This is a genomic window from Kineococcus esterisolvens (assembly GCF_050871405.1).
Taxonomy (GTDB): domain Bacteria; phylum Actinomycetota; class Actinomycetes; order Actinomycetales; family Kineococcaceae; genus Kineococcus.
In genome coordinates this window covers 28874-48247 of sequence record NZ_JBJLRI010000009.1, presented here as the reverse complement: position 1 = coordinate 48247, position 19374 = coordinate 28874, and the positions used below count along the sequence as shown (strand labels likewise).

Sequence of the window (19374 nt, the reverse complement as noted above, 5' to 3'; positions counted from 1 at the left end):
TGATGACCACGACCGCGTCCCCCACCAGCACCACCGCCCCGGCGGCGGTCGCACCGGCCGCCCCCACCGCGGACGCGGCGGTCGTGCTGCGCCCGGTCCCCTCGGGCGAGGCCCGCATCACCGGCGGCTTCTGGCACGAGCGCCAGGACGCCAACCGCCGCCAGGCCATCCGCACCGGTTACGAGAAGCTCGAGACCGCGGGCAACCTGCAGAACCTGCGCATCGCCGCCGGCACCGCCGCCGGCGAGGTGCGCGGGCCGATCTTCATGGACTCCGACGTCTACAAGTGGCTCGAGGCCGCCGCGTGGGAGTACGGCCGCGAGCCCGACGAGGAGGTCCTGGGCTGGATCCGCGAGATCAGCGACGTCGTCGCCGCCGCGCAGGCCGAGGACGGGTACCTCGACTCCGTGCAGCAGGTGCGCGGGAACGGCGCGCGCTACGTCGACCTGCCGTGGAGCCACGAGCACTACTGCGCCGGGCACCTCTTCCAGGCCGCCGTGGCGATCCGCCGCGCCACCGGCGAGACCCGCCTGCTCGACGTCGCCGTCAAGCTCGCCGACCACCTCGTCGCCACCTTCGGCCCCGGCAGGACCGAGGAGGTCGACGGGCACCCGGTCGTCGAGATGGGCCTGGTGGAGCTGTACCGGGAGACCGGGGACCGCGCCTACCTGGACCTCGCGCAGTGGTTCGTCGACGCCCGCGGCCACGGCATCATCGAGCGGCACGGCAAGGAACCCACCTACTTCTCCGACCGCGTGCCGGTGCGCGAGGCGACCACCGTCGAGGGGCACTCGGTGCGCGCGGTGTACCTGACGGCCGGCGCCGCCGACGTCGCGGCCGAGACCGGCGACGCCGAGCTGCTCGCCGCGCTCACCCGGCAGTGGGAGGGCATGACCTCCACCAAGACCTACGTGACCGGCGGCATCGGGGCGCGCTGGGACTTCGAGCAGTTCGGCGACCACTACGAGCTGGGCCCGGACCGCGCCTACGCCGAGAGCTGCGCCGCCATCGGCAGCGTCCAGTGGTCCTGGCGGATGCTGCTGGCCACCGGCGAGACCCGCTACGCCGACCTCGTCGAGCGCACCCTCTACAACGCGTTCCTGCCCGGCGTCTCCCTGGCCGGCACCGAGTACTTCTACGTGAACCCGCTGCAGCTGCGCGACGGCGCCCACCCCGACGAGGAGCGCAGCCCCGCGCACGGCCGCCGCCCCTGGTTCGACTGCGCCTGCTGCCCGCCGAACATCATGCGCACCCTGTCCAGCCTGGACGCCTACGTCGCGACCACCTCCGCCGACGGGGTGCAGCTGCACCAGTTCGCCACCGGATCGGTGCACGCGGACCTGCCCGGTGGTCCCGTCGAGCTGGTCGTGAGCACCGACTACCCGTGGGACGGCACCGTCCGCGTGGAGGTCCGCGAACCCGGCCAGGGGGAGTGGGAGCTCGCGCTGCGCGTGCCCGGCTGGGCCGGGGGTGCCACCGCCGTCGTCGCCGGCGAGCAGGTCGCCGTCACCGCGGGGCAGTACCTGCGCGCGCGCCGCACCTGGGCGGCCGGGGACGTCGTGGAGCTCGTCCTGCCGATGGGCGTGCGGGTCCTGGAGGCCGACCCGCGCGTCGACGCCGTGCGTGGCGCCGTCGTCGTCGAGCGCGGACCGCTCGTCTACTGCGTGGAGCAGCCCGACCTGCCCGCCGGCCTCACCGCCGACGACGTGCGGGTGCGGGTGGCCGAGCTGCGCGGTGCGCGGGCCGAGCACCGCCCCGACCTGCTCGGCGGGGTGTCCGTGCTCCGGCTGCCCGTGCACCGGGCCGTCGGCGCCGCCGCCGGCCCCCTGTACCGGCCCGCCGGGGACGAGGCGCCCGAGCAGGCGCAGGAGGAGGTCGTGGAGGTCCCCGCGGTCCCGTACTACGCCTGGGCCAACCGCGAGGTCGGGTCCATGCGCGTCTGGCTCCCGCGGGCCTGACGCGGACCCCTACGGACAACGAGACGGAGGACAGCGATGAAGCTTCCCCGCAGGGACGTCCTGGGGCTGGGAGGGCTGGCGGCGCTCACCGCGCTGCTGCCCTCCTGCGCCTCCACCCTCCCCGAACCCGACGTCACCGCCGCCGGGTTCGGCGAGGACGCCACCGGCACCGTCCGGCTGTGGTGCCGGGCGGCCACCGTCGGTGGCGTCCGGCAGACCGTCGACGCCTTCAACGCCTCCCAGGACCGGGTGCGGGTCGAGCTGACACCCGTCCTGGACGGGCAGTACGTCACGAAGCTCGCCACGGCCATCCGCGGCGGGAACGTCCCGGACATCGTCGACATCGACGACATCAACTCGATGCTGTTCATCTACCGGGACACCTTCACCGACCTCACCCCGCTGGTGGAGCAGCTCGGCTTCGCCGACCGGCTCAACCCCGGCCAGCTGGGGCTGGCCACCCGCGACGGCCGCCGCTACGGCGTGCCGTACATCGCCGACAACTCCGCGCTCTTCTACAACACCGAGCTGCTGGAGCGGGCCGGGGTGGACGTCGAGACCGCCACCGCCGACCTGGACGGCATGCTCACCGCGGCGCGGGCGGTGGGGGAGCTGGGTGACGGGTCCTACGGCCTGTCCATCGACGGCAACGCCGCGGGCATCCTCGGGTTCGTCGTGCAGCCCCACGTGTGGGCCGCCGGTGAGCACACCGTCGTCGGCGAGGTCGGCGACCAGCAGGGGAACATCCTCGGCAACGACGCCGTCCGGCGCACCTTCGGGTTCTACCGGACGCTGTGGGAGGAGGGCCTCATGCCGCAGGCCAACTTCTCCGGCGACGGTGCCCGGTGGGGCGCGGCCTTCACCGAGGGCACGGTCGCGCTGTTCCCGTCCAACTACGCCGTCGCGGTCCTGGGCGCCTCCCCGGAGATGCAGGCCAAGACGGGCGTGCAGCTGCTGCCCGGGCCGGACGGCGGCCGGGCGACCTTCGCCGGCGGCGACAACCTGTGCATCCCGCGCGGAGCGGCCAACGCCTCGGGGGCGTGGCAGTTCGCGAAGTTCGCGTTGGACCTGCCGCAGCAGACGAACCTGCCCGCGGGCGGTTTCATCCCGGTGCGCTCGGACGCGGCGACCGAGGAGTACCGCTCGACGTACCCGCTGGCGGTGCCCCCGCTGGAACAGATCGAGGAGGCGTACGCACCCGTGACCCTCGCCTACAACCTGCTGTTCAACCAGCAGGACTCGCCCTGGATCGCCGCCTTCCGGCAGGCCGTCTTCGACGGCGACGTCGACGGTGCCCTGGTCACCGGCCAGGAGGGCTTCGACCGCATCCTCGAGCAGGCGCAGCTGTGAGCGCCGTCGCGGACCGCGCCACGGCCACCCGGCCGGCCCGGGGCCGGCGAGCCGCCGCCGGCAGCAGCTCCCGGGGGAACTCCCTCACCCACCCGACCCGCACCGGCCTGCTGCTGGTGCTGCCGGCGCTGGCCTTCGTCGTCGTCTTCGTGCTCGTCCCGCTCGTCTTCGCGGTCTACATGTCGATGACGAACTGGCCGCTCATCGGCTCCTACGAGTTCACGGGCCTGCGCAACTACGTCGGCGTCGCGCAGGACCCGGTGTTCTGGAAGTCGGTCGGCTACACCCTGCTGTACACGGCGATCGTCACGCTCCCGATCCTGGTGGTCGGCTACGCGCTGGCCGTGGTGGTCCGCTCCAACCGGCGCGGGTCCACCTTCTTCCGCACGGTCTTCTTCCTGCCCTACGTCATCGGGCTGACCACGCTCAGCTTCCTCGTGGTGCTGGAGGCCCAGCCGAGCTCGGGCGCGGTGAACATCGTGCTGGAGCGGCTGGGCATCACCGACGGGACGACGGCCTGGCTGGCGGACGGCCCGCTGGCCACCGGCCTGATCTGCGTGATGATCATCTGGGCGGTGTCGGGGCTGACCATGGTGCTGCTCATGGGCGGCATGCAGGGCATCCCGCGCGAGGTGTACGAGTCCGCGGAGATGGACGGCGCGAGCTGGTGGCAGCGTGAGCGCAGCATCACCGTGCCCATGCTGCGGCGCACCATCGCCATGAGCCTGGTCATCTCCGTCATCGGCTCGCTGCTGGCGTTCACCCAGTTCTACGTCCTCACCCGCGGCGGGCCGGGGACGGACACCCAGACCGTCGTCATGTACATCTACCAGCGCGGTTTCGTGCAGCTGCAGCTCGGCGCCGCCTCGGCCCTGTCGATCGTCCTGGTGCTCGTCATCGGCCTCGTCACCGCCGCCCAGTTCCGCCTGCTGCGCGAGAAGGAGTGAGGGAGCCGTCGTGTCTACCACCGTGCCCACCACCGTCGCCACCGCACCGGCCACCGCCCCCTCGCGCCGGACCCGCACCCGCCCCCCCGGGGGCCCGGACAGGTCCCGCGCGGAGAGCCGCACGAAGATCACCCTCTACGTCCTCGGTGGGACCCTGGCGACGCTGGTCTTCCTCGTCCCGCTGGTGTGGTCCGTGCTGCGGTCCTTCCAGCCCAACGACGCCATCGTGTCCACCGCACCCACGTGGGAACAGCTGACCTCCTTCACGGGGGAGAACTTCCGTGCGCTGTTCAGCGGGAACGCCGACATCCTGCGCTCGGTCGGCAACAGCCTCGTCGTGTCGATCGCCACGGCGCTGCTGACGGCCTTCCTGGCCACCCTCGCCGGCTACGGGTTCGGCCGGTTCGGCTTCCGCGGCCGCAACACCCTGTTCGGCCTGGTCGTCGTGACCATGATGGTCCCCTTCCAGGCGATCATCACGCCGCTGTACCTGCAGATGAACGCCATGGGCCTGACCGACTCCCGGCTCGGCCTGGTCCTCTTCTACTCCACCGTGAACCTGCCGTTCGGCGTGTTCGTCATGCGCAACGCCTTCGAGTCGATCCCCGCCGAGATCGAGGACTCCGCGCACGTCGACGGCGCCGGGACGCTGCGCACGCTGACCTCGGTGCTGCGCCCGATGCTCGTGCCCGGCATCGCCACCAGCGCCCTGTACGCCTTCCTGGCGTCCTGGACGGAGTTCCTGGGGGCGCTGACCTTCCTCACGGACGACCGCAAGTACACCCTGCCGCTGTCGCTGGTGAACCTGCAGTCGGGTGCCTACGGGGCGGTGAACTTCGGCTACCTCGTCGCAGGTGCGGTCGTGGCGATGGTCCCGTGCGTGATCCTCTACGTGGCCCTGCAGCGCTTCTACGTCGCCGGTCTCGCCTCCGGCGCCGTCAAGGGCTGACCCGTCCACCCGCCCCGCCCACCCCCGCGGTGATCGAGGAAGCAGCCACTTCCTCGATCACCGCGGGGGTGCTCTCGTGGTGGGGACTTCCGCGGGGGCTTCGGCGGGGAGGCAACCTGGCCGGTGCCTGCGGCGTCTTGAAGGGCAGTCGTCGTGAGGAGGGGCCGTGGAGGGGTCGTTCGAGGAGTTCGTCGCCGCGGGCGGCGGCCGGCTCCTGCGGACCGCGCTGCTGCTCACGGGTGACCGGGCCGCGGCCGAGGACCTGGTGCAGGACGTCCTTGAGCGCGCGTACGTGCGCTGGCGCAGCATCGAGGACCCCCACGCGTACACCCGCACGGCGATGACGCGCGCCGTCACCGACCGGTGGCGGCGGGTGGGGCGGCGCCCGCGGGAGGTGGAGCTGCAGGGCTGGCACGGACGTGCCGTCGCCGACGGCGCCGCGGACCGGGCGGTGCGCGCGGACGTGGTGGACCACCTGCGGAAGCTGCCGCCGCGGCAGCGGGCCGTCATCGTCCTGCGCTACTTCGAGGACTGGTCCGAGGAGCGCATCGCGGACGAGCTGGACATCTCGCGCGGGACCGTCAAGAGCCAGGCCTCCAAGGGCCTGGCGCGGTTGCGCGAGCTCATGAGCGCTGACGAGGAGGCGATGAGCCGGTGGTGAACGAGGTCGAGGAACGGTTGCGGCGCGAGATGGCGGCCGCCGTGCAGGGTGTCGAGACGCCGCCGTGGCTGCCCGCCGCGGCGCGCCGGGGAGGGCGGCGGCGGGCGAGCCGGCGTCGCGCGCTGCTGGTGGCCCCCGCCACCGCGGCGGCGGTGGGAGCGGTGGGCGTGGCCTCCTGGACCGGCTGGCCCCGGCCGGGGTCACCGGCGGTGTCCCCGGCGGCGGTGGGAGCGCCTTCCGCGCGGACCGGAGCGGCCCCGACCGCCGAGCCCGGCGGGCAGGAGGCCCGGCAGGAGGCGGCGCGCGCCGCGGTGGAGCGGGCCAGGGCCCTGGAGGCCTACTTCGCGGCCGGGTACGACTACGACGACGCCGTGGAGCTGTCGAAGGCGTGGAACGTCGAGCCCGGTGAGGCCAAGGCGACCGCCGGTGCGGACCTGCTCGCGGGCCGGCCGGTCCCGCTCGAGCCCAGCGGCGAGCCGTACGTCGTCGAGCCGACGGACCCGGAGCTCGTGGCGTACTTCGGGGCCGGGTACGGCTACGCCGACGCCGTGGAGCTGGGGCGGCTGTGGAACGTCGAGCCCGCGGAGGCCAAGACGACCGCGGGGGCCCACCTGCTGGCCGGCGAAGGGCTGCCGTTCGAGCCCGTCGAGCAGCCCGTTGAGCAGCCCGCCGAGCAGCCGGCCGTGCCGGCGGACGACCGGGCTCCGCAGCGGGACGCGTTCTTCGCGGCCGGGTACGACTACGACGACGCCGTCGAGCTGGGGGAGGCGTGGAACGTGGACGCCTGGGAGGCGAAGGCGCTGGCCGGGGAGCGCCTGCTGGCCGGTGGGACGCTGCCGGTGCAGCCCTGAGCACCTCCAGCGGCGAGCCGGTCCTGCGCCGGCGCACCGGGGTGGAGGTGGAGCTGCTCGCACCGCGCGGGTCCAGCCGTCGGCACCTGGCCGACGAGCTGGCCCGCCGGTGCGGCGGCTCGGTGCGCCCGGTGTTCCACGCCGACAGCGAGACGTCGGCGACGGCGGGCGTCGAGCGGTTCTGGCACCTGACGCCGGGTTTCGAGGTCCTCGGTGCGGACGGCGCGGTCCTGTGCCGCCTGGTGGACGACACCACGATCGTGCAGGACCTGGACCCCTCGGCCGCGCCGCTGCCGGGCTGGTACCGGGTGCTGACCGACGACGCGCGCCTGCTGCGCCTGGTCGCCGCGCACGCCGACCCGGCGGAGAGGATCGGCTCGGTGCTGCAACCGGTGGCGGAGCTGTTCGGCACGCGGGTCGCCGCGGTGGGGGCGGTGTTCCGCGTCGACGACGGTGCGGGGGCGAGCGTGGCGATGGCGGCGCCGCTGCCGGGCGAGCGCGAACGCCCCTGCGAGGTGATCACCCCTCCGCTGGAGGTCGACCACCTGGACGCGCTGGAGGCGCTGCTGGCGCCGGCGCGCGAACTGGGTCTCACCGTGCCCGCCGAGGCGGCGGTGCACCTGCACCTGGACGCGGCGCCGTTCCGCGACGTCGACGTCTTCCGGGGCGTGCTGCGGCTGTTCGGGCCGTGGGGACCCGGGCTGCGGCTCCTGCTGGGCACCAACCCCGCCTGCCGGCGCCTGGGCCCGCTGCCGCCGGAGCTGGTGGCCCTGGCGGAGCGGGAGTGGGCCGGCTGGGAGGAGCTGCGCGACGCCGCGGCCGCCACGGGCGTCTCGAAGTTCCGCGACGTGAACCTCACCCACGTGCTCGGGGTGCGGCCGGGCCCGCCGACGCTGGAGGTGCGGGTCCTGCCGGGCTGTGCCGACGGCCGGGCGATCGTGCGGCGGGCCGCGCTCGTCGAGGCGCTGCTGGAGCGGTTCTGCTCCGGGGAACCGCTGCCTCCGGCCCCCGGGGACGGGGCGGAGGCGGCCGCCGCGCTGCTGGCCCTCGCCGGGCCCGTGCCCGTGCGGCGGTAGCGTCCTGGGCGACAACCGCCGCCGCAGGAGGGGAACCCCCGTGCCGTACTTCGTCGCCACCTACGCCTACACGCCGGACACCACCGCCCGCGACGAGGTGCGCCCCGTGCACCGCGAGTGGCTCGCCGGGCTGGGCGAGCGCCTGGTGCTGTCCGGGCCCACCGACGCCGACGGCGCCGTCCTCGTGTTCGAGGCGGACGACGCGGCCGCCGTGGAGGCGCTGCTGGACGAGGACCCCTTCACCACCGGCGGGATCGTCGCCGAGCGCCGCGTCGTCGGCTGGAACCCGGTCCTGGGGCGCCTCGCCGGTTCCCTCTGACCGGGGGGACGCCACGGACCCGGCGTCAGCGGCGCGCGGACGCGTACAGCTGCCGCACGACGTCGGCGACGTCGGGTTCCTCCACGGACAGGTCCCGCACCTCCGCCAGCCGCGAGACGCCGGCGAGGACCTCGGCGGCGGTGGTGGCGGTGGGGTCGAACGCCAGGCGCTGGCGCAGGCCCTCCGCCTCCACCGCCACCAGGTCCGCGCCGGGCACGTGCAGCGGGGGGACGGGCTCGCGCAGGTCCACCACCAGGACGCGGCGGGCGCCGACGCGGCGCGCCAGGCCGGGCAGGTCCCCGTCGTAGGCGAGGCGCCCGGAGTCCACCACCAGCACGCGGTCGCACAGCCGCTGCACGTCGCCCGTGTCGTGGGTCGTCAGCAGCAGCGTCGTGCCGTGCGTCTCGCGCTCGCTGCGCAGGAAGCGCCGCAGCCGTTCGCTGGAGAGGACGTCCAGGCCGATGGTGGGTTCGTCCAGCAGGAGCAGCTCGGGGGAGTGCAGCAGCGCCGCGGCGACCTCCCCGCGCATCCGCTGCCCGAGCGAGAGCTGCCGCACGGGCGTGGGCAGGAACGCGGCGAGGTCCAGCCGTTCGACGAGGTCGTCCAGGCGCGCCCGGCGGCGTGCAGCGGGCAGGCCGTGGATCGCGGCGAGCAGACGGAACGACTCGGCCAGCGGCAGGTCCCACCACAGCTGGCTGCGCTGGCCGAACACCACGCCGATGCGCCGGGCGAGGTCCCGGCGCTGCGCGGCGGGGTCCATGCCGCACGTGCGCACGGTGCCGGAGGTGGGCACGAGGATGCCGGTGAGCAGCTTCACCGTGGTGGACTTGCCGGCTCCGTTGGCGCCGATGAACCCGACCGACTCGCCGCGCTCCACCCGCAGGGACAGCCCGTCCACGGCGCGCACGACGTGGCGGCGGCGGCGCAGGCGCCCCGCGCTCACCCGCAGGACGTACTCGCGCACCAGGTCCCGCACCTCCAGCGCGGGTCCTCCCGGCCCGTGCGAGGGCCCGTTCACGAGCCGGCACCCGTGTACCGGCGCACCCCGCCGCGCCACAGCAGCAGCGCCACCGCCCACACCGGGGCCGCCGCCGGCGGTGTGCACCACCCCAGCCACGACGGCAGGCCCGCGGGGCCGGGCTGCCCGGTCAGCGCGAGCACCGGCAGGTAGGCCACGAAGCTCGCCGGCACCAGGTAGGTGAACGTCCACCGCAGCGGTCCCGGGTACAGGGAGGCGGGGTTCTGGGCGGCGTTCGCGCCGCCGTAGGTGAAGGCGTTCGCCGCCTCACGGCCCTCCACGAGCCAGAACTGCAGGGCGCCGGCGGCGACGAACAGGGCCGAGAACACCGCGGTGCCGCCCAGCACGGAGGAGGCCAGCAGCCAGACGGCGGCGGCGGAGGGCTCCACGTCCGCCCGCGGCAGCGCGACGACCAGGACGACCAGCGCCACCGCCGCGCGGCCCAGCCGCCGCAGCGACACCTCCGAGGTGGCCAGCTGCGCCAGCAGCGGCAGCGGGCGCAGCAGGAACGCGTCCAGGGTCCCCTCCCGCACGTGCCGGGGCAGTTCGTCGAGGTGCCCGACGAGCAGGTCCGCGAACGCGAACGCGAGGTTCGCCAGTGCGAACACCAGCGCGGCCCGCCACAGGTCCAGCCCGCCCAGGGAGTCGACGCGGGAGAACACGACGTACAGGGTGGCGAACTCGCTGACCCCCACCCCGACGTTCGCCAGCACGTCCGCCGCGAACGACGTGCGGTACGTCAGCTGCGCCCGCACCCGGGAGGCCAGCACCGCCCGGTGCGCCGCGAGCGCGGCCCGGTGCTCGACCACCTCCTCAGCCACCCTGCACCACCAGCTGCCGCGAGCCGGCGGCGAGCAGCACCCGGCCCAGCAGGACGAGCCCCGCCAGCCACGCCACCTGCACGGCCACCATGCCCAGCGCAGCCGTCCCGGTGACCACGCCGGTGAGCACGTCGGCGGGCGCCTGCAGCAGGGAGGGGAACGGGGTGGCCGCCGCCAGGGTCGCCAGCCACGGCGGGAACCACGCCACGGGTACCGCGAGGCCCGTCAGGACGGTCGCGCACACCGTGTACAGCAGCAGGACGCCGCGGACGTCCACCAGCCAGAACGCGGTGAGGCCGACGGCCCAGCGCAGCGCGAAGGAGATCGACACCCCCAGCACCAGGGACAGCGCCCCCAGCAGGTACCCGGCGGGTTCCCCCGGCAGCGTCAGGCCGGTGCTCAGCGCGCCCACGGTCAGCGGCGGCAGGCCGCGCGGCAGCAGCTGGAACGCGGCGCGCCCCAGGTCGTCCGCCCAGGCGGCCAGCTGGGGGTCCACGGGACGGGCGAGGTCCACGGCGATGTCGCCGGTGCGCACCCGCCGGGCCAGCCGGTCGTCGGCGAAGACCGCCAGGGGGGCGAGCAGCGCCTGGCTGAGCCAGGCGAACGTCGCGGCCTGCGCGACGCCGTACCCGGCGACGCTGCCACCGGCGGCGACCACGGTCCCGGTGAGCACCGCGGCCTTCACCGCGCCGAAGACCGTGTTCGCCAGCGCACCGGCCGCCGTCGCGGCGCGGTAGGCGGAGTAGCGGCGGAACCCGGCGACCACCAGGACGGGGTAGGCGGTCACCGGCACGGGCGCCGACACTAGCGGCGGCACCCGGTCCCGGTCAGCGGTTCGCCTTGCCGCCGCGCCCCGGACGCCTACCGTGGGAGTGGAGGGGTCGAACCCACGGGCCCATCGCGAAGGCTCCGCGCCCGATCCAGGAGGGGTTGCCCGTGAGCAGCACCAGGACCTCGACGTCGTCCCGCCTGTCCGTCAAGCGCTCCCCCGTCTCGCTGACGTCCCTGCTCGTGGGGGTCGCGTTCCTCGTGGTGGGTGTCCTCGGCTTCGTCCCGGGGATCACCACCGACTACGGGCAGCTCGGCTGGGCGGGCCCGGACTCCCACGCCCACCTGCTGGGCGTCTTCCAGGTGTCGGTCCTGCACAACCTCCTGCACCTGCTGTTCGGCGTACTCGGGGTGGTCCTGGCCCGCTGGGCGGACGCCGCGAAGGCCTACCTGCTCGTCGGTGGCGCCGCCTACCTGGGCCTGTGGGTCTACGGCCTCGTCGTCGCGCAGGACGCCCGGGCGAACTTCGTGCCGTTGAACGCCGCCGACGACTGGCTGCACCTGGGCCTCGGCGCCGGCATGGTCCTGCTGGGGCTGCTCATGCCGCGCCGCACGTCCACGGGCACCGCGCAGACGTACGCGGGGCCCACCGCCGGCGGCGACGTGCAGTGAGCCGGCGCTGCAGCACCGGCCGGGGTCTCAGCTCAGCGCCCTGGTGTGGCGGCGGAACAGGGCGAGCATGTCGCCGAACAGCAGGGCGGTGTCCACGCGCGTGCACGTGCGCGTCGTCCCGCCAGCGCCTTCGACCCACGTGCTGGACTCCGCTGCCAGTGCTGTGCCGATGATCGGGCAGCTGTCACCCAGGGGCCACACGGCGTCGACCTCGAAACCCTCCGGGAGGGGGAGCTCCACGTACCGGCGCCACAGCCAGGCGCCGAGGTCCCCGCACCCCTCGAGCGCGTCCTGCAACTGGGCCACGCTCCACGCGCACTGCCGGTAGGTCTCCACCGGGAACTGCCAGCGCTCCAGGCCGGTGGTGGCGAGCACCTGTGCGGCGGCGTCGGGGTCGGTGTCCCGGTTGTACTCCGGACCCGCGCCGAGGGTGCCCCCGACCCACGAAAGCGTCATCCGTCCGGCGATCCCCGGGTCCCGCCGCAGCGCGGCGGCGACGTTGGTCAGCGGGCCACCGCACACGAGCACCAGGGTCAGCGGGTCGTCACGACGCGCGGCACGCACGATCGCGTCGGCAGCGTCGGTCGGGCCGTCGCGACCGTCGTCGGGTACGTCCACTCCCGCGTGCACGGGAGGACGCTCGGCCCTGCCGATCAGCTCGACGAGTTCGGTGGCCAGCGCCGCACCGGTCGCTGCGCCACCCTGCGGTGGTCCGAAGGCCGGTGAGAGCAGGGAGCTGGTGACCGCCTCGACGCGGTGCCCGGGCGAGAGCAGGTGGTGGGCGAGGGCGACGAGGCCGTCGGGGTCGCCGGCCCAGTCGTTGTCGACGACCACGCGGCAACGGCGGGCGATGCGGAGCGGCTCGGTGGGCATCAGCGGGCACCACCCGTGCTGCGGGCCGCGCGCAGGCGGACGGCGATGTGGGCGCGACCGGGGAGGTCGACGACGAACCTGCCCGAACGGGTGCCCGGCAGCGTGTCGACGGTCATGTTCCAGGTGTCGATGACGTCGACCTCCCACTCGACGGCCGGGTCGAGGAAGAAGCGCCGGAACCGCGGTCTGTGGATGCCGAAGTAGACGAGGTGGTACTCCTCCGGGACGCCCGCGGCCACGGCGTCCCACGACAGGGGCAGCGGTTCCAGCACACCGCCGGGCGCCTCCTGGACGATCGAGGCGAGGAAGGCGATGCGTGCCGGGCTCGTGCCGTGCAGCGCACCGCCCTTGGCCCACCAGAGCACCTCGTCGGGGTCGAGGTAGGTCTCCCCGTGCCCGACGTAGCCACCGCGCAGGGCGCCCTCCCAGAACCGGCGGGTCATCTCCTCCCCGTCGATGTCGCCCCAGCCCTGATCGATGTCGCCCTCGTAGGCGCACTCGTCCACGACCACCGGTTTGCCCCAGATGGTGCGCCAGTCGGTGACGTTCTCCGCGGTCCGGTAGACGTCGGTGCGCTGCATGCTCACGTGCGTGATCCAGGGCCGGGAGTGGTCGTAGACCTCGCGGCAGTTGTGAATGGAGCGCAGGTGGTCGGTGGCGTCCCAGCGGCGGATGATCGTCGCCCAACGTTCCCAGTCGTCCTCGGTCTTGGTGTGCAGCAGGTCGAACTCGTTGGCCAGCGACCACCACACGTTGCGGAAGGACGACAGCCGGGCGACGGCGTAGCGCACGTAGCGGTCGTCGGTGGCGCTGTCCATGGTGGAGAAGCCCCAGCGGTCGTAGGCGTGGAAGAGGATGAGGTCGGCTTCGACGCCCAGCGCCTCGAGCTGGTCGATGCGCTGCTCCAGGTGCGCCCAGTAGGTGCTGTCGAACCGCGTGGGGTCCCAGCCGCCGTCCTCACCGCGGGCGAAGGGGTAGCGGGCCGGTTCGTCGGTGTTGAAGGTGTAGGACTTGGGGAACAGGCACATGCGCACCTTGTTGAACGGGGAGGTGGCCAGCGTGCGCAGCGTCAGCTCCTGCAGCTGCTCGTCCTGGTGCGTCCACGCGTAGCAGGTGGTGCCGATGGGCAGGTACCTGCTGCCGTCGGCGTAGCGGAAGTGGTGCTGATCCGCCACGCGCACCGGGCCCCGCCGCGGACCCGGCCGCACCTGCAGGTCGCCGCGCACACCGTCGAGGGAGCGGGCGTTGCTCGTCGTCTCGAAGCGCCACGGTCCGGCGCCGTGCGGCAGGAACCGGAGCAGGTAGCGGCCGTCGCCGTCGTAGAAGCCCAGGACGTCGCAGCTGGTGCCGTCGGGTCCGAAGAAGCGGGCTGTCAGCTCCACGTCGGTGAAGGGGTTGCCGTGGGAGGGCCCTCGCATCTCGACCTCGAAGCGCTCCCACACGCCCACGCTGTCCGGGGCGCTGACGGCGGCCGAGCCGGGCTGCACGTCGGCGGGTTCGTAGCGGCGTGTGGGTGCGGGCACCTCCGGTCGCTCGGCGCCGACCGCCTGGACGCCCTCATCAGCACCGTCCGCACCACCGGGCGGTGCGGTGCCGAGGGCTGCCAGCTCGGCCAGCGCCTGCTCGCGCACCTGCGGGCTCAGGGTCTGTTCGGTGTCCAGGATCAGCCCGATCGGGTAGCTCTGGTAGGTGTGCAGTAGCGGTGACTCGACCACCGCCGGTGCGAGCCGGCGCACCACTTCGTCCCCGGCGGGTGAGCGCAGGACCTCCAGCAGGGGCGTGTCGCGGTCGAAGGCGTTGTCGGTGCGGCTCATGGGTCAGCCTTTCACGGCACCCGGCCGGGCGCCGGTCAAGGAGAGCCAGTCGAGGGCTTTGCCGACCAGGCCGACGTGGGTGGAGCCCTCGGAGTCCAGAGCCTCGTGGCCCTGCCACCAGCCGGCGGCAAGGCCGGTGCGGCCGGTGGTCTCGCAGCTGGGCTCGCCGTCGGCCACCCTGTTCAGGGGGAAGCTCACCGGCCCGAGCGGTCGAGCCACGCGTCCAGCTCCGTCAGCTTGGCCACGAGGTCTTCGACGAGCAGGCGGACGTCGACGTGGTCGTAGACCCGGATGGTCCGACCGTCGGCCCCGACGGCCCGCCCGGTGTCATCGAAGCGCTGCGCGGGACGGTGCTCGAAGCGGCTGGATGCCGTCTCCGGCTCGAACAGGGTCTGTAGCGCGGTCAGCAGGACCAGCGGCGAGTCGCCCAGGACGAACGTCTCTCCCGTGCCACGGCCCGTGGCCGCCATGGCGTCGTACACCCGACTCAACGACTCGTACAGGTGGCGGCCGACGGTGCCGGTCCGGGCCACGCGGGTCCGGAGCTCAGCCCGGGAGACGATGCACTGGCGGTAGACGTCCCGGGGTACCTGCCACAGCGGGATGGTGGACTGCTCGAGGACGACCCGGGCGCTGATCGGGTCGATCCCGACGTTGTACTCGACCGGCAGCGCGCCTGCCGGCGGGCGCGGCGCACCGGGGTGCTCGGGGCCGCCGATCCACACCGCGGTCAAGCGCTCGGCGATGCGAGGCTCACGGAGGTAAGCACTCGCCAGCTCCGTCAGCCCGGCCCCGCAGACGACGACGAGAGGTGTGTCGTCGTCGCGCATCGCCTCCTCGATGATCGCGTCTGAGCCTTCGGAGGGCCGCGGGTCGTTCAGCGCCGCGAGCGGGCGCTCGGAGCCGCGGCGCAAGAGGTCGTGTGCGTCCACGTGCATGACGTCGAGGAGGTCGGCGGCTGTGCGCAGGCCCGTCTCGACCGTCTCACCGGGTCGGACCCGCGGTGTCATCGGCACCATGCGGGAGGTGATCACGGCCTTGACGGACTGCGACGGCGAGAGCAGTTGGTGGGCGAGCTGGAAGAGCCCATCGGGGTCTCCGGCGAAGTCGTTGTCGACGACGACCCGGCAGGCCGGCACCGGCCGATCGGGCAACCACGGCGGGGCGGTCAGGGACCAGGAGGCAGCGGGGCGCTGCGGCGCAGGTCCGGGGGCGGTGTCGTCGGCCACGTGGTCGCTCCTGTCGATGCGGTCGTCGGGAAGGTCCTGGCGCGTCGCCGAGCGGCGCTCACAACCAGGAGGGAATGTCCGGGAGGCGGTTCGAGGAGCTCACGAGGTCGTGACCGCCTCGACCGGTGAGCCACCTGACCAGGTCGGCCTGTCGACCTGTCACGGTGACCTGCCGACCCTCCGTCCGGTGCGGAGCAGGACGGTCGACGGCCACCAGGTGGATCGGGACGTCCTCACCGCGACGGTTCCAGGTCTGGAACACGTCCGCCGCCAGCGCGTCGAGGAACTCCGGGGGGAAGTCGTCGAACCGGCCGCCGCCGCCCAGGTCCACGCTGTGGACCCACACCTCCCGCGTCCGCATCCACGCGGTCTCGCGCGCGGGGACGGTGCGGCCCTGCGCGGTGCGCACCGGTGCGTTCCATGCGGCGTCCGGCAGGTCGCGCCACTCCACGTCGAGGTGGACGGTGGAGTGGCTCACCAGGTGACGCAGTGCCCGGGCGGGGAGGGTGGCCCCACGGGCGATCTCCTCCGCTCGGTGCGCCGCGGAGGCGTACATGGGGTGCTCGGTCCCGGTGGCCGCCCACGTCAGCAACCGCGTGAGGGCCCGCGCGTTGTAGCCGACGTGCGCGACGACTTCGGCTCGGCTCCACCCCGGCAGCCGGGACGGCTGCCGGAGGTCCTCGTCGGTCGTCTCGTTCAGGTGCCGGGCGAAGTAGGCCGTGCCCTGGCGCGCCCACGCGAGCTCGCGCGCCGGGGCGGACGGCGAGTCGTACCTCGCACCGCTGCCCTGTCGCTCACGCAGGGCGCGTCTCGCTGACTCGAGGTCGAGTGCCACGGTGCTCGCCCGCTCAGCCGTCACGCGGGTCGGGACCGGTGGCGGGCGACTCCGCGACGACGCTGTTCACCAGTGCGCCGATGCCGTCGACGGTTGTGGTGAGCATCTGCCCGGGGTGCAGGTAGCGACGCGGCGAGCGCGCGTGTCCTACGCCGCCCGGCGTCCCCGTCGCGATGACGTCGCCGGGCTGGAGCGTGACGATCGTGGAGATGTACTCGATCAGAGCGGTGGCGTCGAACACCAGGTCGTCCAGCGGCGTGCGCTGCACGACCTCACCGTCCACCGAGGTCGTGAGCTGAGCGCCCTCGGGGATCTCGTCCGGCGTCACCACCACCGGACCGAAGGGCGTGCTCGCCTCCCACGTCTTGCCCTGCAGCCACTGGGGAGTGCGGTACTGGTAATCACGCATCGTCACGTCGTTGAGGAGCGAGTAACCGGCGATCGCCTCACGGGCCGCATCGCCGCGAGCGCGTCGCACGCGGCTGCCGACGATCACGGCGAGCTCGCCCTCCCAGTCCACCTCGTCGGACTCCGGCGGCAGCACCACCGGGTCGGTGGGCCCGACCAGCGCCTCCGGGTACTTCGCGAACAACGTGGGGTGGGCGGGCAGCTCACGGCCCATCTCGAGGATGTGGGTGCGGTAGTTGAGGCCGACGCACACGATCTTCCCCGGTCGGGGGACCACCGGCGCCAGGTCTGCGCCCTCGAAGGCGTGTCGAGGGCCGGACGCGGATCGGGCGGCGTCGAGCGATGCCCGCTGGAGCAGGTCACCGACGTCGGAGAAGCCGTCGATGACGACGAGCTCCTCACCGTCCACACGGGCTGCCGCCGTGCTGCCGTCCGCCAGTCGCAGCGTGGTCAGTCTCATCGCTCGCCTTCCTCGATGTGCATCCGGTCGAAGTGGAGACGCTCCATGATCGGAGCGTCGGAGAAGTGGAAGAGGTCGAAGTGCGTCTTCGCGCGCAGTGAGCAGGGCACCCACGACGGGACCACGAAGAGGTCCCCGGTCCCGAGGTGGTGTTCGGTGTCGCCGAGCACGACGGAGCCCTCGCCCTGGAACACCTGGTACACGCTGGAGCCGACCTCCCGTCGGCTCGGCGTCGTCGTACCGGCCCGCAGGCGGTGGAACTGCGCGCGGATGGTCGGCATGATGTCGCCACCGGTGGTGGGGTTGACGTACCGCACAGCGGCGTGACCCTGGTCGACGGTCGCCGGGACGCCCTCCTCCTCCAGGAGGAGCTGCTGAGTCAGCGCCTCGTCGGTGTGCTCCCACCGGTAGGCCGCGACGGGGGAGGAGACCGTGTCCCGCAGCCCCGACAGCGGGCGCAGCCCCGGGTGGCACCACAGCCGTTCGCTGCGGGAGAACCGGGGCGTGGCGTCGTCGGTGACGCGTTCGCTCCCGTACTCGAAGAACCCGACGTCGTTCGTCTGGGAGAACGGGATGTCCAGGCCGTCGATCCACGCCATGGGCTGGTCGGTCTCGTTGTGGTGCCCGTGGAAGTTCCACCCCGGCGTCAGGAGCAGGTCACCGCGGCTCATGCGGACCGGGTCACCGTTGACGACCGTCCAGACCCCCTCGCCCTCGACCACGAAGCGGAAGGCGTTCTGGGAGTGGCGGTGCTCCGGTGCGGTCTCGCGGGGCCCCAGGTACTGGATCGCGGCCCACAGCGTCGGGGAGACGTACGCCTTGCCACCCAGTCCGGGGTTCTCCAGGCCGATCGCGCGCCGCTCGCCACCTCGTCCGACCGGAACGAGGTCACCCGCCGTCCGGGCGAGGTCGTAGAGACGATCCCACTTCCACACGTGCGGCACGGCACGCGGTGCAGGCGTCATCGGCATGAGGTCGTCCAGCTGTGTCCACAGCGGCACGAGGTGCTCCCGGTCGAAGCCCTCGTACATGGCATCGAGCTCCGGGCTGCTGTCGAGCGTCATCCGGTTCTCGACCGTGGCGTGTTCGGCGACTTCGTCCGTGCTCATGGCGTTCCTCCCGTCGTCAGGGTCATCAGGTGCGACGCGCGTTCTCGGGTGCTCCCGGCGCGGCGTCTCCGGGCTGTCGCGCGGCTCACGCAGGGGGAGCCGCGCGACGCTCGGTGTCCGCTCCCGGCCCGCTGCTCGGGGAGGAGCCGTCCACGATCGCGTGGACCAGGTAGGCGACGTCGAGCGCCCGCGCGTCCGCACCACCCGGGAATGGCGTCCGCCGCACGCTGTAACCGAAGCTGATCCGGGTGCGCGGGTCGTGGAAGCCGAGACCCCCGCCGGCGCCGTCGTGGCCGAAAGCCCGGTGGCTCCCGAAGGGCAGGTTCGCACTGGGCTTCTGGAAGACGACACCGTAGCGCCGCTCGATGCCGATCACCGCGTCGGTCCCCGCCACCTGGAGCTGGGCGACGCGTGCGAGCGCCTGCTCACTGACGAGCGCAGGACCGGTGAGCCCGACGGTGCACTCCGCGAACAGTCCGGCGATGCCGCGCGCGCTCACGGTCGCGAAGGCGGCTGGGTTGCCGATCTCGCGCGAGCGACGCGACCGGGCGAGCGCCTCCTCCTCGCTGCGCTGCACGGAGAGGCCCGCGAACACCTCGCGCCCCACCTGACCGGGGCTCCGCTCGAACGGCGGCGGTGCGGCAGCTCCGTCGGGGACACGCATCGGTTGCGTCTCGAGCACCCGGTCCTCGAGCTCCGGGGGGAGGCCGACGTAGAAGTCGAGCCCTCGAGGAGCTCGTACCTCCTGTTCGAAGACCTCGTGGAAGGTGGTGCCGGTGACGCGCCTGACGAGCTCTGCGCCCAGGACGCCGATGGTGAGGCCGTGGTACCCGAACGTCGCTCCGGGCCGCCACCAGGGCAGCTGCGTCACCAGTCGGCCGGCTGCTGCCTCCAGGTCGGCGTACTCGTCGTCCGTGAGAGGCGGCTGCGCCTCGGGCAGCCCTGCCTGGTGCGAGAGCAGTTCCCGCACGAGTATCCCAGCCTTTCCCTCGACGCCGAACTCCGGCCAGTAGCGGCTCACTGGAGCGTCGAGGTCCAGTTCGCCGCGGTCGAGGAGCAGCGCCACGACGAATCCCAAGGAGTTCTTCGAGACCGACATGGGGATCATCAGGCTGTCCGGCGTCATGCCCTCGCCCGCGTGCAGGTCGACGATCAGCTCGTCGTGGTGGTAGATCGCGAGCTGGAAGGAGTGCTCGGGGTCCTCCTCCTGTGCGCGGTGCACGAGTTCTTCCACCGACTCGAACCCGGGAGCGACG

20 protein-coding genes are annotated in these 19374 nt (G+C 73.4%); 9 read left to right on the top strand and 11 right to left on the bottom strand.

Features of this window, described 5'->3' with window-relative positions:
• Positions 1 to 2: 2 nt before the first annotated feature.
• The 8 genes from ACRYR8_RS05360 (at position 3) to ACRYR8_RS05325 (ending at position 8111) form a co-directional block, all read left to right on the top strand.
• A complete protein-coding gene (locus ACRYR8_RS05360) occupies positions 3 to 1958 on the top strand; it encodes a glycoside hydrolase family 127 protein (protein ID WP_432483048.1) in 1956 nt (651 codons plus the stop codon).
• 36 nt (positions 1959 to 1994) lie between these two features.
• A complete protein-coding gene (locus ACRYR8_RS05355; RefSeq protein ID WP_432483047.1) occupies positions 1995 to 3308 on the top strand; it encodes an ABC transporter substrate-binding protein in 1314 nt (437 codons plus the stop codon).
• Positions 3305 to 4255, top strand: a complete 951-nt coding sequence (locus ACRYR8_RS05350) for a carbohydrate ABC transporter permease (RefSeq protein ID WP_432483046.1) — start codon at positions 3305 to 3307, stop codon at positions 4253 to 4255. Before ACRYR8_RS05355 ends, ACRYR8_RS05350 begins: the two co-directional genes overlap by 4 nt.
• A gap of 10 nt (positions 4256 to 4265) precedes the next feature.
• Positions 4266 to 5204: a carbohydrate ABC transporter permease gene (locus ACRYR8_RS05345; RefSeq protein WP_432483045.1), complete on the top strand. Its 939-nt coding sequence runs from the start codon at positions 4266 to 4268 to the stop codon at positions 5202 to 5204.
• Between the two features lie 166 nt (positions 5205 to 5370).
• The gene (locus ACRYR8_RS05340) at positions 5371 to 5865 is read left to right on the top strand and encodes a SigE family RNA polymerase sigma factor (protein WP_432483044.1); all 495 of its coding nucleotides are present in this window, start codon (positions 5371 to 5373) and stop codon (positions 5863 to 5865) included.
• A complete protein-coding gene (locus tag ACRYR8_RS05335; protein ID WP_432483043.1) occupies positions 5862 to 6716 on the top strand; it encodes a hypothetical protein in 855 nt (284 codons plus the stop codon). The genes ACRYR8_RS05340 and ACRYR8_RS05335 overlap by 4 nt, the downstream gene beginning before the upstream one ends.
• Positions 6713 to 7792: an amidoligase family protein gene (locus ACRYR8_RS05330; protein WP_432483082.1), complete on the top strand. Its 1080-nt coding sequence runs from the start codon at positions 6713 to 6715 to the stop codon at positions 7790 to 7792. The genes ACRYR8_RS05335 and ACRYR8_RS05330 overlap by 4 nt, the downstream gene beginning before the upstream one ends.
• Before the next feature lie 40 nt (positions 7793 to 7832).
• Positions 7833 to 8111 (top strand): YciI family protein, encoded by a 279-nt coding sequence (locus tag ACRYR8_RS05325; RefSeq protein ID WP_432483042.1) that lies wholly within the window; start codon positions 7833 to 7835, stop codon positions 8109 to 8111.
• 25 nt (positions 8112 to 8136) lie between these two features.
• Here ACRYR8_RS05325 and ACRYR8_RS05320 read toward each other — a convergent pair whose 3' ends face one another.
• From ACRYR8_RS05320 to ACRYR8_RS05310, 3 genes are read right to left on the bottom strand one after another with little or no spacing between them, the layout of a single operon-like run.
• Entirely contained in the window at positions 8137 to 9129 is a 993-nt protein-coding gene (locus ACRYR8_RS05320; RefSeq protein ID WP_432483041.1) for an ABC transporter ATP-binding protein, read from the bottom strand.
• Complete coding sequence (locus ACRYR8_RS05315) at positions 9126 to 9950, bottom strand: ABC transporter permease (protein ID WP_432483040.1); 825 nt, start codon at positions 9948 to 9950, stop codon at positions 9126 to 9128. Before ACRYR8_RS05315 ends, ACRYR8_RS05320 begins: the two co-directional genes overlap by 4 nt.
• Positions 9943 to 10743: an ABC transporter permease gene (locus ACRYR8_RS05310; RefSeq protein WP_432483039.1), complete on the bottom strand. Its 801-nt coding sequence runs from the start codon at positions 10741 to 10743 to the stop codon at positions 9943 to 9945. The genes ACRYR8_RS05315 and ACRYR8_RS05310 overlap by 8 nt, the downstream gene beginning before the upstream one ends.
• Positions 10744 to 10886: 143 nt before the next feature.
• Here ACRYR8_RS05310 and ACRYR8_RS05305 point away from each other — a divergent pair, with 143 nt between their 5' ends.
• Positions 10887 to 11390 (top strand): DUF4383 domain-containing protein, encoded by a 504-nt coding sequence (locus ACRYR8_RS05305; protein WP_432483038.1) that lies wholly within the window; start codon positions 10887 to 10889, stop codon positions 11388 to 11390.
• A gap of 27 nt (positions 11391 to 11417) precedes the next feature.
• Here ACRYR8_RS05305 and ACRYR8_RS05300 read toward each other — a convergent pair whose 3' ends face one another.
• From ACRYR8_RS05300 to ACRYR8_RS05265, 8 genes are all read right to left on the bottom strand, one after another.
• Positions 11418 to 12263 carry a nucleoside hydrolase gene (locus tag ACRYR8_RS05300; protein ID WP_432483037.1) on the bottom strand — a complete coding sequence of 282 codons (846 nt, stop codon included), beginning with the start codon at positions 12261 to 12263 and terminating at the stop codon, positions 11418 to 11420.
• The gene (locus ACRYR8_RS05295; protein ID WP_432483036.1) at positions 12263 to 14077 is read right to left on the bottom strand and encodes a DUF5605 domain-containing protein; all 1815 of its coding nucleotides are present in this window, start codon (positions 14075 to 14077) and stop codon (positions 12263 to 12265) included. The genes ACRYR8_RS05300 and ACRYR8_RS05295 overlap by 1 nt, the downstream gene beginning before the upstream one ends.
• 3 nt (positions 14078 to 14080) lie before the next feature.
• Positions 14081 to 14275, bottom strand: coding sequence for a hypothetical protein (locus tag ACRYR8_RS05290; RefSeq protein WP_432483035.1), 195 nt, complete (start codon positions 14273 to 14275; stop codon positions 14081 to 14083).
• A complete protein-coding gene (locus ACRYR8_RS05285) occupies positions 14272 to 15306 on the bottom strand; it encodes a nucleoside hydrolase (protein WP_432483034.1) in 1035 nt (344 codons plus the stop codon). The genes ACRYR8_RS05290 and ACRYR8_RS05285 overlap by 4 nt, the downstream gene beginning before the upstream one ends.
• Positions 15307 to 15364: 58 nt before the next feature.
• Positions 15365 to 16141, bottom strand: coding sequence for a maleylpyruvate isomerase family mycothiol-dependent enzyme (locus ACRYR8_RS05280; protein ID WP_432483033.1), 777 nt, complete (start codon positions 16139 to 16141; stop codon positions 15365 to 15367).
• Between the two features lie 13 nt (positions 16142 to 16154).
• Positions 16155 to 17009, bottom strand: coding sequence for a fumarylacetoacetate hydrolase family protein (locus ACRYR8_RS05275; protein ID WP_432483032.1), 855 nt, complete (start codon positions 17007 to 17009; stop codon positions 16155 to 16157).
• Complete coding sequence (locus tag ACRYR8_RS05270) at positions 17006 to 18073, bottom strand: cupin domain-containing protein (protein ID WP_432483081.1); 1068 nt, start codon at positions 18071 to 18073, stop codon at positions 17006 to 17008. Before ACRYR8_RS05270 ends, ACRYR8_RS05275 begins: the two co-directional genes overlap by 4 nt.
• Before the next feature lie 130 nt (positions 18074 to 18203).
• The gene (locus ACRYR8_RS05265; RefSeq protein WP_432483031.1) at positions 18204 to 19340 is read right to left on the bottom strand and encodes a serine hydrolase domain-containing protein; all 1137 of its coding nucleotides are present in this window, start codon (positions 19338 to 19340) and stop codon (positions 18204 to 18206) included.
• Positions 19341 to 19374 lie beyond the last annotated feature (34 nt).

What these genes read in the sequence shown, in the direction of transcription:
- ACRYR8_RS05275 (WP_432483032.1), bottom strand. Translation starts at nt 17,009, where the DNA reads ATGAGACTGACCACGCTGCGACTGGCGGACGGCAGCACGGCGGCAGCC.
- ACRYR8_RS05360 (WP_432483048.1), top strand. Translation starts at nt 3, where the DNA reads ATGACCACGACCGCGTCCCCCACCAGCACCACCGCCCCGGCGGCGGTC.
- ACRYR8_RS05295 (WP_432483036.1), bottom strand. Translation starts at nt 14,077, where the DNA reads ATGAGCCGCACCGACAACGCCTTCGACCGCGACACGCCCCTGCTGGAG.
- ACRYR8_RS05270 (WP_432483081.1), bottom strand. Translation starts at nt 18,073, where the DNA reads ATGACGCTCGACAGCAGCCCGGAGCTCGATGCCATGTACGAGGGCTTC.
- ACRYR8_RS05355 (WP_432483047.1), top strand. Translation starts at nt 1,995, where the DNA reads ATGAAGCTTCCCCGCAGGGACGTCCTGGGGCTGGGAGGGCTGGCGGCG.
- ACRYR8_RS05300 (WP_432483037.1), bottom strand. Translation starts at nt 12,263, where the DNA reads ATGCCCACCGAGCCGCTCCGCATCGCCCGCCGTTGCCGCGTGGTCGTC.